We start from the raw sequence: 9005 nt of genomic DNA on the forward strand, positions 1-9005 counted from the left end.
AAAAAAGATACACTAAAATGGCTGAATTAAATACCGGCGACGGTGGTGGCGGAAAAGGTGGCAAAGTAAGAAGTAAAAAGCAAAATTCAAAAGTCGATTTAACGGCGATGGTGGATTTGGCATTCTTATTGATCACGTTCTTTATGTTAACCACTTCGTTGTCAAAACCTAAATCGATGGATTTGTCATTGCCTGATAAAGACCCATTAGATAAGACCCCTCCAGTTAAAGTAGATGAGAATCGTACGATGACTGTTATGATGGGTGAAAACAACAAAATGGTTTATTATATGGGATTATTAGTAGCTCCTAAAGTAGGACCTAAAGATATTGCATATGGTAAAGATGGTATTCGTAGAGAATTATTAAAGCAAAAGAAAGAAGTTTTAGCTTATTCTGCTGCTTTAGGAAAACCTAAGAATGGAATTATAGTCATCATTAAACCAACTAAAAAATCAACTTACAAAAATTTGGTTGATATGTTAGATGAGATGGCTATTACAGGAGTTGATACTTATGCTATTGTTCCTGAGTTTAGTCCTGAGGAAACAAAATTAATAGATAAACAATAAGATTTATCTTGTTTGAACATCCTAATAATCAAGAAAAATGAAATTAGATATTATAAAAAATCAGTGGCTTGATATCGTATTCGAAGGACGTAATAAGATATATGGGGCATATGAGTTAAGAAAATCGAACAGCAAAACTACGATAAAAGCGCTTATCTTAGGTTCGATTATTTTTGCCTTTGCTGTAGGAGCTCCTCTTATTGCAAGCTTCTTGCCAGATTCTGGTGAAGAGGACATGGATAAGGATATTAAGATCGCTACTGTTAAGTTACCTCCTAAGAAAAAAGAAGAGGTAAAACCAAATGAACCGCCACCACCGCCACCACCACCAAAAGTGGATCAGGTGAAATTTGTGAAGCCGGTTGTTGCTAAAGCAAATGAGGTTACTGAAGATCCTCCAAAAATTGAGGAACTTAAAGATAAAAAGGTTGGAGCTGAAACTATTAAAGGAGATCCAGACGCAGTTTTAACTGTTGATGAGCCGGTAGGTACTGGAACTGCTGCAGTAGTAGAAGAAGATAACCAAGTATATAACACAGCTGGTATCGAAGTAAAACCAGATTTCCCTGGAGGAATTGATAAATTCTACAAATTCGTAGGAAACAATTACAAAACTCCAGAAGAAGAAGGTTTAAAAGGTAAAGTTTACGTTACGTTTGTAGTTGAAAAAGACGGTTCATTAACCGACATTAAAGTTTTAAGGGATATCGGTTACGGTACAGGAGCTGAAGCAATTCGTGTTCTTAAAAAATGTCCAAAATGGACTCCTGGCGAGCAAAATGGTAAAAAAGTTAGAGTACTTTACTCTCTTCCTATTACTATTCAATCTGCAGAATAATGTTAAAAGATATGCTTAATAATATTCAGAAGAAATCGCTCAAAGAGCGATTTCTTCTTGTTTTAGGAATACTGTTTTTTTTAATATATCTTGTGCTGGGTTTAATGATTATGTTCTGGGAGAAGCTTCCTTTAGATATGGAACCTAAATACCGATATGCTTTTGGAGGATTGTTGATTGTTTATTCGGCAATACGCTTCTTAAGATTAATTAATTCTAATACGGACTAAGATGTTGAAGTATAGTAAAGTTTTTGGTTTGATTGTTTTTGTCTTTTTGTTTGCGATGTGCAACCAAAAAAGCAAGAATGAATCAAAAGAAACAATTTTAAAAGGATCGCTTGATGTTACAGTCGATGAAACGGTAAAGCCAATCGTAGACGATCAGGTTGCTGTTTTTGAAGGAACTTACTATGGTGCTAAAATTGCCGTTAAACCAAAGTCTGAAGTTGAACTTATCAATGATTTATTAAATCAAAAAGCAAAGGTTGTAGTGACTGCCCGCAATTTGAATGCTGATGAACTGAAAAGATTTGAAAAAAGTAAAATTAATCCTAGAGTTACGCCTTTTGCTGTTGATGCAATTGCTTTAATTTCAAACAAGAGCAATAATGATACATTAATTGCGTTGAAATCTGTAATTGATTTTATGCAAGGGAAAAAGGATACAGGAATAAAAGGGCTTGTTTTTGATAATCCTAATTCTAGTACAGTTCGTTATATGAAGGAGCTGGCTAAAGTAAAGGATATTCCGGCAACTGACGCATTTTCTTTTAAAACTAACGATGAAGTTATTAAATTTGTTTCTGAAAACGACGGAATGATTGGTATAGTTGGTGTTAATTGGCTTTACCAGCCTTCTCCAAATATGAATGAAACAATCAGTAAAATCAATGTCTTAAGTGTTAAAGGCTTAAATGATGACAAATATTATAGTCCAACTCAAACTGACATTGCATTAAATAAATATCCTTTGGCACGTGATTTGTTTATAATAAACTGTCAAGGGTATAACGGGCTGGGTATGGGACTTGCTTCCTTCATGGCTGGCGAGATTGGTCAAAGAATAGTGTTGAAATCTGGATTAATGCCAGTAAAAACGCCAAGCAGAAAGCTTAATATTAGAACCCAAATTTTAAAAGATAAAGAATAAATTAATTACGACAAAGATGAATAAATTTAAAATTTTTAGTCTTGCATTAGTTGCATCTGCCACTGTTGCAAAAGCGCAAGACATCAAAGAAGCAAAAAAGGCAATTGATGCTGAGCAATTTCAAAAGGCAAAATCATTGCTTAAGTCAATCATAAAAGCAAAACCTTCAGATGGTGAGGCTAATTTTGTTTTAGGAAACATCTATTTAAATCAAAGCGTTGTGGATTCAGCGAAGATTTACTATTTAAATGGATTAGAAGCATCAGATAGAAAAAACCTTAATTATATCGGATTAGGTCAAATTGATCTTGACAGTAAAAATGCTGCATCTGCTCAGGCTAACTTTGGTTTAGCTACTAAAGATATGAAGCGTAAAGATGTTGATGAATATATCTACATTGGTAAAGCTTACACTAATTCAAATACTCCTGATTATAATGCTGCAATTGCTAGTTTAAAACGTGCTTTGGCAATAGAGCCACAAAATGCGACTGCTTTGTTGGCTATTGGTGATGCTTATTATGGAGCAAACAATCAAAACGATGCTTATAAGGCTTACCGTGATGCTTTTACTGCAGATCCTACACTTTTAAGAGCTAAAATGCAATTAGGTGTTTTGTTGAAAGGTGCTAAATCATACGATGAGGCTATTAAAGCGTTCAATGAAGTTATTGCATTAAATGCAAGTTATGGTCCGGTTTATAGAGAATTAGCTGAGACGTATTACAAATGGGCAAGAAATAAGCCTTCTACATCGAAAACTAATTTGCAAAACGCAATCACAAACTATGAGAAATACTTAAGTTTGACTGATTACTCTTTAGATTCTAAAATGCGTCACGCAGATTTCTTGATTTTGGTTAAAGATTATAAGAGTTTAGAAACTGTAGCAAATAAAATGATTGCTGAGGATAAAGTTAATCCTAGAATTTATAGATATTTAGGTTATTCTGCTTATGAAAACGGAAATATTGATGTAGCTCTTAAATCATTAGAGGATTATGTAAAAGTTCCAACTAACAAAGTTATTGCTAAAGATTATTTAACTTTAGGATTTGCTAAAATTAAAAAAGGTACTGGAGCTGACGGAGCTGTTGAAGCGTCTGCTTTTGATGCTGGTTTAGCTGATATCAAAAAAGCAGTTGAAATGGAACCGTTAGCAGTTGAAGATCTAGGGGATTTTGGTAAAGAATTGTTTAGTAAAAAACAATACAACCAAGCTGCTGCTATCTACGAATTAAGCACTACTAATGCTGAGCAGAAAAATTATTTGAATGATAATGTATATTATGGTATTTCATTATACTATGCAAATGCTAATAAAGCAAACGGAGCTGCTGATGCTGCTGCTTTAACTAAAGCTGATGCTGCTTTTGATAGAGTTCTTGTAGCTTCTCCAACTTATGATGAGGCGTACTTATACAAAGGAAGAATCAACAACTTGTTAGAGAAAGATGATTTAATTATCAAAAACTACGAAGAGTATATTACTAAAACAACTGCTAAAGGTGCTGAAGAATTGGCTAAACCTGCAACAGTTAAAAAAGTAGTTGAAGCTTACAATAGTATTGGTGCTGCTTATGCTAATACAGATAAAGCTAAAGCAGTTGAATATTTCAACAAATCTTTAGTTTTAGATCCAACTAATGCTTATGCAACACAGTCTGTGAAAGCTTTGAAATAATATAAGTTTTCTAACTATTTATAAAACCGACAGTTCAATAGACTGTCGGTTTTTTTGTTCCGTTAAGAAATGACTATCTTTGCACTTTAAAATTGAATAATGTTAGCAAAAGAAATACAATTAGAAGTTAATAAAGGAGCAATGTTGCCTTTAATGGAGGAATTTTACACCATTCAGGGAGAAGGCTTTCATACAGGAACTGCCGCATACTTTATTAGAATTGGAGGGTGTGATGTGGGATGCCATTGGTGTGATGTTAAAGAAAGCTGGAATGCAGAACTTCATCCGCCAACTAGTACTGAATTAATTGTAAAAAATGCTTCAGCTTATGCAGATACTGTTGTGATCACTGGAGGTGAACCATTAACATGGGACATGACTTTGCTTACACAGCAGTTAAAAGATAAAAATCTAAAAGTGCATATAGAGACATCAGGTGCTTATCCGTTGAGCGGCACTTGGGACTGGATTTGTCTTTCTCCCAAAAAGAATAAATTGCCAACTCAAACAGTTTATGATAATGCGCATGAATTAAAAGTGATTATTTATAATAAACACGATTTTATTTTTGCAGAAGAACAAGCAGAACTTGTGAATGATAATGCAATTTTATTTCTTCAGCCCGAATGGAGCAAAAAAGAAGAAATGACGCCGCTGATTGTTGATTATGTAATGAATAACCCGAAATGGCGTGTTTCGCTTCAAACACATAAATATTTGAATATACCATAAAAGAAAAAATCTCTTCAATTGAAGAGATTTTCTTTTTATAAGGCTTACTAACAACGGAGTTTTTCAGTCCCAGTTTTTAATTTTTTTTAAAGTGGTGATATGTGCTAAATGATGATTAGAATGCCAGGCATACATTCCTATGATTCGTTTTAGCTTCAGTTCTGAATTGTTTTCAGGATGGATAAATGATTTTTCTAATTCGCTTTCTGATAAATTTTTCATAATGTAAGCTAATCTAAAATGAAGCCCTTCTAGTAACTTTAGTGTTGGCTCAATCGGCATATATAAATTATCTGGAAGTTCGCTCCATAAAGTTTCATCATATGCTTTTATCACGGGATTGTTTTCAGTTAAAGTCCATTTGATTCTAATATAACAATTCATATGACTTTCAGCGCAATGATGAATAACTTGCCTTACTGTCCATCCTTCGGGGCGATATTGTGTATCAAGTTGTTCGTCAGTCAAATGAATTGTTTCGTTTTTTAATTTTTCTGGAAACGAGGCAATTTCTTCAATTTTATTTAATATGTATTCCTTTGAATAGTTATCTGGAATTACAAATTTCCCAATTGGATACTTTAATTTTTCTAAATCTAGTTCTTCCATTTTTTTAGAATGTTTGTACGTTTATATCGAAAGTTTGGCTAAATAATCATAGTGCTCGCCTTCTAAAATTAGTTCACATTTTAATCCGTTCGCAATCGCAGCATTCTGAAGCGTATTGTAATCTAGGTATAGCCAATCAAAAGATTTTTCTTTTTCTCCTTTATACGAAATAGTAAAAGTTAATTCTCCATAATATTTATCACCCGACGGAATCCATTTGCCGCCGTCTTCATCTTCATCAAACATATAAATGATATCTGAACTGTCAATTAAAATTTGACCACCAGGATTTAATAAAGATTTTAATTTAGATAAATATTGATTGCAGTTTTCTAGTTTTCCAAAAATTCCTGTGCCATTCATTAATAAAAGAATAGTATCAAATTTTTCTTCTTCAAAATCTAGAATGTTTCGAACTATTGCGTTTTTCACTCCGCGTAATTGGCAGGTTTCGATTGCTTTTTCTGAGATATCTATTGAAGTCACATTTAAATTGCGGTCATTTTGAAGAGAAAGGCTATGGCTTCCCGCGCCACAGCCTACATCTAAGGTTTTTCCGAAAGATAATTGCAGGGCTTTTTGTTCCAATTTTGGCATTTCATTATAGGAGCGAAATAGATACGCAATACTCATTTCATCTTCTTCAGAAATAGAAGTTTCGGTAATAATGTCTTCGGGTGAATTATTAGTCTGGAAATCGAACATCGCTTTCCCAAAAAGATCTTTCATCGTATTTTAATTCAAAGATTAAGGTTTCAAGTTTAAAGTTGTTTAATTTTGCAGTTCAACTTTAAATTTTAAACTTGAAGCAAATTTTAAACAACTTAAATAAGTTAGCCAAAGATAAGCATATCGAAAACAAAAAGTATTTTGATAAGCTTAAAAAGAAACAGCCTAAAAATTTAGACTATGTAATGCAGGACTTACATGATGCTGAGTTCAAAAAAACAGATTGTCTGCAGTGTGCCAATTGTTGTAAAACGACTGGGCCGTTATTTACTTTGGCTGACATCGAAAGAATTTCAAAATCGTTTAAACAAAAACCACAACAGTTTATAGAGCAGTATCTAAGAATTGATGAAGATAAAGATTATGTGTTAAAAAGCGTTCCCTGTACTTTTTTGGATGCTGAGAATTATTGTATGATTTATGATGTTCGTCCAAAAGCATGTCGTGAATTTCCACATACTGACCGCAAGAAGTTTTATCAAATAACAGATCTGACATTAAAAAACGTCGCAATATGTCCTGCCGCGTATAATATTGTTGAGGAAATGAAAAAGAAGCTTCCGCTATAATAAATGCAGCTATTTTGGAATTGTCTTTTACAGGAATTCGATTCTGATTTTTTAAACGTATTTTTGAAGAAATAAACAGTAGGTATTACCAATATAACATCATTAAATTGAATTTAGAATATTTTATAGCCAAAAGACTTATTACTGCTAAAGATTATAAAAGCAGTATTTCGGCACCTATCATAAAAATTGCTATTTCGGCAATTGCAATTGGTATTATTATGATGCTGGTTTCTGTGGCGACCGGAATTGGGCTACAGCAAAAAATCCGCGATAAAATTTCTGCTTTTAATGGTCAGGTAATTATATCAAACTTTGATAACAACAATTCCGAAGTGACTTTGGTTCCAATTTCTAAAAAACAGGATTTTTATCCTAATTTTAAATCGGTTCCCGATGTCAGCCATGTTCAGGCTATTGCAAGTAAAGCTGGAATTATAAGAACGGCAAATGCGTTTGAAGGTATTATCTTTAAAGGAGTAGGAGCAGATTATGATTGGAGCAATATAAAAGAGTATTTGGTTGAAGGGAATTTGCCCGATTTCTCAAAAGCACTTAATGAAGAAGTTATTATTTCCAGATTTCTCGCAGATAGACTTAATTTGAAATTAGGAGATAGTTTTAATACCTTTTTTCTAAAAGAAGAGCAGGGAAAATTGCCAAACAGCCGCCGATTTAAAATTGCTGGTATTTTTAGTTCAGGATTTCAGGACTTTGACGCGACATATATAATAGGGGATATTCGTCACATACAACGAATCAACAGATGGGCGCCAGATCAAGTTGGAGCTTTTGAAGTTTTTGTTAAAGATTTTACCCGGATAAAAGAAACCGGTAATCAAATTTACGAAGCGACATCGTCAAGTCTGGATACAAAAACGATTATAGAAAAGTATAGTTATATTTTTGATTGGCTTCAGCTTTTTGATTTCAATATAGTAGTAATTCTAGGTGTAATGATTTTAGTTGCTACTATAAATATGGTAGTGGCTCTTTTAGTCCTAATTTTAGAACGAACACAAATGATTGGAATTTTGAAATCACTAGGTGCCAATAACTGGACTGTCCGAAAAATATTCTTGTATAATGCCTTCTATTTAATTATTCGTGGATTGTTCTGGGGTAATCTTATCGGTATTTCGATATTGTTGATTCAACAGCAATTTGGAGTTATTCATCTTAATCCCGAAAATTACTATGTCAATCAAGCGCCAGTATATCTAAATTGGGGTTATGTAATAGCGTTGAATTTGCTAACCGTGGTAATTTGTTTTTTGGTATTATTGATCCCTTCATATTTAATAACGAAAATATCTCCTGTCAAAGCAATAAGGTTTGATTAATGATTGAAAATATTTAATTGTATGTAACCCGCCAGATTATAAAATTTGGCGGGTTTGTTTTTTCTATACATATATAAGTGGAGGATCACATTTATAATATATGAGAATAAGGATTTAGAACATTTGATTGGGGCGGGAGTTTTTGAAGCCAGTAATTTGTTTTAATAAGCAGCTGTTTCCCGCTATCCGCTACACACGAGTGATAGCGAACTGAGGAAGTAATCTTTTGTGGTGAACCCCGCCACAAAAGGATTTTCACTACTATCGGGGCTAGGGAAGTTGTTTTCGAGAGAGGCCTTATATATAAGTATAGAAAGATACGTGTCGGAAAAGCAGTGAAAAGAGACTTTGTGCCTTGGTTTCTTCGTGGAAAAGGCGGAAAAAGGCTAAAAAGGGGGGTAATATAATATGGTGTAAAGTTCTCAGGAAAGAATGTATTGCTTTGTGAAGTCCATAAAAATGGCGTTTTCGGAAATGCAAGAATTGAGATAAACACAAACACTACGGAATATTCTTATAAATGATAAAAAAAATCAAAAGCTAAGTTTTGAGTTATCAGAGTGTTAAGAAAAAGTTTTAAAAAAGATCAAAAAAACTCAGATAAAAAGCTTGTTTAACTCAATAAAGGTGCTACTTTTGCACCCGCAACAACGACAAACGTTCACTGAAACACTGGCAAGTTAAACGAATTAAGGGAAACGAAAGTTTTGAAAAATAATTCAAAAAAAGCTTGTGGGATTTGAAAACGGATGTTACATTTGCACCCCGCAAAACACG

Annotated in this window: 10 protein-coding genes; 8 read left to right on the forward strand and 2 right to left on the reverse strand. The window is 33.4% G+C overall.

Features of this window, described 5'->3' with window-relative positions; all coding sequences use genetic code 11:
- Positions 1-17 precede the first annotated feature (17 nt).
- The 6 genes from EV145_RS21910 (at position 18) to EV145_RS21935 (ending at position 4978) form a co-directional block, all read left to right on the forward strand.
- Positions 18-572, forward strand: coding sequence for an ExbD/TolR family protein (locus EV145_RS21910; protein ID WP_133527307.1), 555 nt, complete (start codon positions 18-20; stop codon positions 570-572).
- A 37-nt stretch (positions 573-609) separates the two neighbouring features.
- Positions 610-1410, forward strand: a complete 801-nt coding sequence (locus tag EV145_RS21915; RefSeq protein ID WP_133527308.1) for an energy transducer TonB — start codon at positions 610-612, stop codon at positions 1408-1410.
- The gene (locus EV145_RS22650; RefSeq protein ID WP_133527309.1) at positions 1410-1640 is read left to right on the forward strand and encodes a hypothetical protein; all 231 of its coding nucleotides are present in this window, start codon (positions 1410-1412) and stop codon (positions 1638-1640) included. The genes EV145_RS21915 and EV145_RS22650 overlap by 1 nt, the downstream gene beginning before the upstream one ends.
- A 1-nt stretch (position 1641) precedes the next feature.
- Positions 1642-2562 carry a PstS family phosphate ABC transporter substrate-binding protein gene (locus tag EV145_RS21925; RefSeq protein ID WP_133527310.1) on the forward strand — a complete coding sequence of 307 codons (921 nt, stop codon included), beginning with the start codon at positions 1642-1644 and terminating at the stop codon, positions 2560-2562.
- Positions 2563-2578: 16 nt separating this feature from the next.
- Positions 2579-4246, forward strand: coding sequence for a tetratricopeptide repeat protein (locus tag EV145_RS21930; RefSeq protein WP_133527311.1), 1668 nt, complete (start codon positions 2579-2581; stop codon positions 4244-4246).
- Between the two features lie 99 nt (positions 4247-4345).
- The gene (locus tag EV145_RS21935; RefSeq protein WP_133527312.1) at positions 4346-4978 is read left to right on the forward strand and encodes a 7-carboxy-7-deazaguanine synthase QueE; all 633 of its coding nucleotides are present in this window, start codon (positions 4346-4348) and stop codon (positions 4976-4978) included.
- 63 nt (positions 4979-5041) lie between these two features.
- Here EV145_RS21935 and EV145_RS21940 read toward each other — a convergent pair whose 3' ends face one another.
- Positions 5042-5587, reverse strand: a complete 546-nt coding sequence (locus tag EV145_RS21940) for a YfiT family bacillithiol transferase (protein WP_133527313.1) — start codon at positions 5585-5587, stop codon at positions 5042-5044.
- 21 nt (positions 5588-5608) lie between these two features.
- A complete protein-coding gene (locus EV145_RS21945; protein ID WP_133527314.1) occupies positions 5609-6316 on the reverse strand; it encodes a class I SAM-dependent methyltransferase in 708 nt (235 codons plus the stop codon).
- 74 nt (positions 6317-6390) lie between these two features.
- Between EV145_RS21945 and EV145_RS21950 the strand changes: the two genes are divergently transcribed.
- Together EV145_RS21950 and EV145_RS21955 are read left to right on the forward strand one after the other, a co-directional pair.
- Complete coding sequence (locus tag EV145_RS21950; RefSeq protein WP_133527315.1) at positions 6391-6885, forward strand: YkgJ family cysteine cluster protein; 495 nt, start codon at positions 6391-6393, stop codon at positions 6883-6885.
- A gap of 107 nt (positions 6886-6992) precedes the next feature.
- Positions 6993-8228, forward strand: coding sequence for an ABC transporter permease (locus tag EV145_RS21955; protein ID WP_133527316.1), 1236 nt, complete (start codon positions 6993-6995; stop codon positions 8226-8228).
- The last annotated feature ends 777 nt before the right edge of the window (positions 8229-9005 follow it).

Source organism: Flavobacterium sp. 245 (assembly GCF_004362055.1).
Classification (GTDB): domain Bacteria; phylum Bacteroidota; class Bacteroidia; order Flavobacteriales; family Flavobacteriaceae; genus Flavobacterium.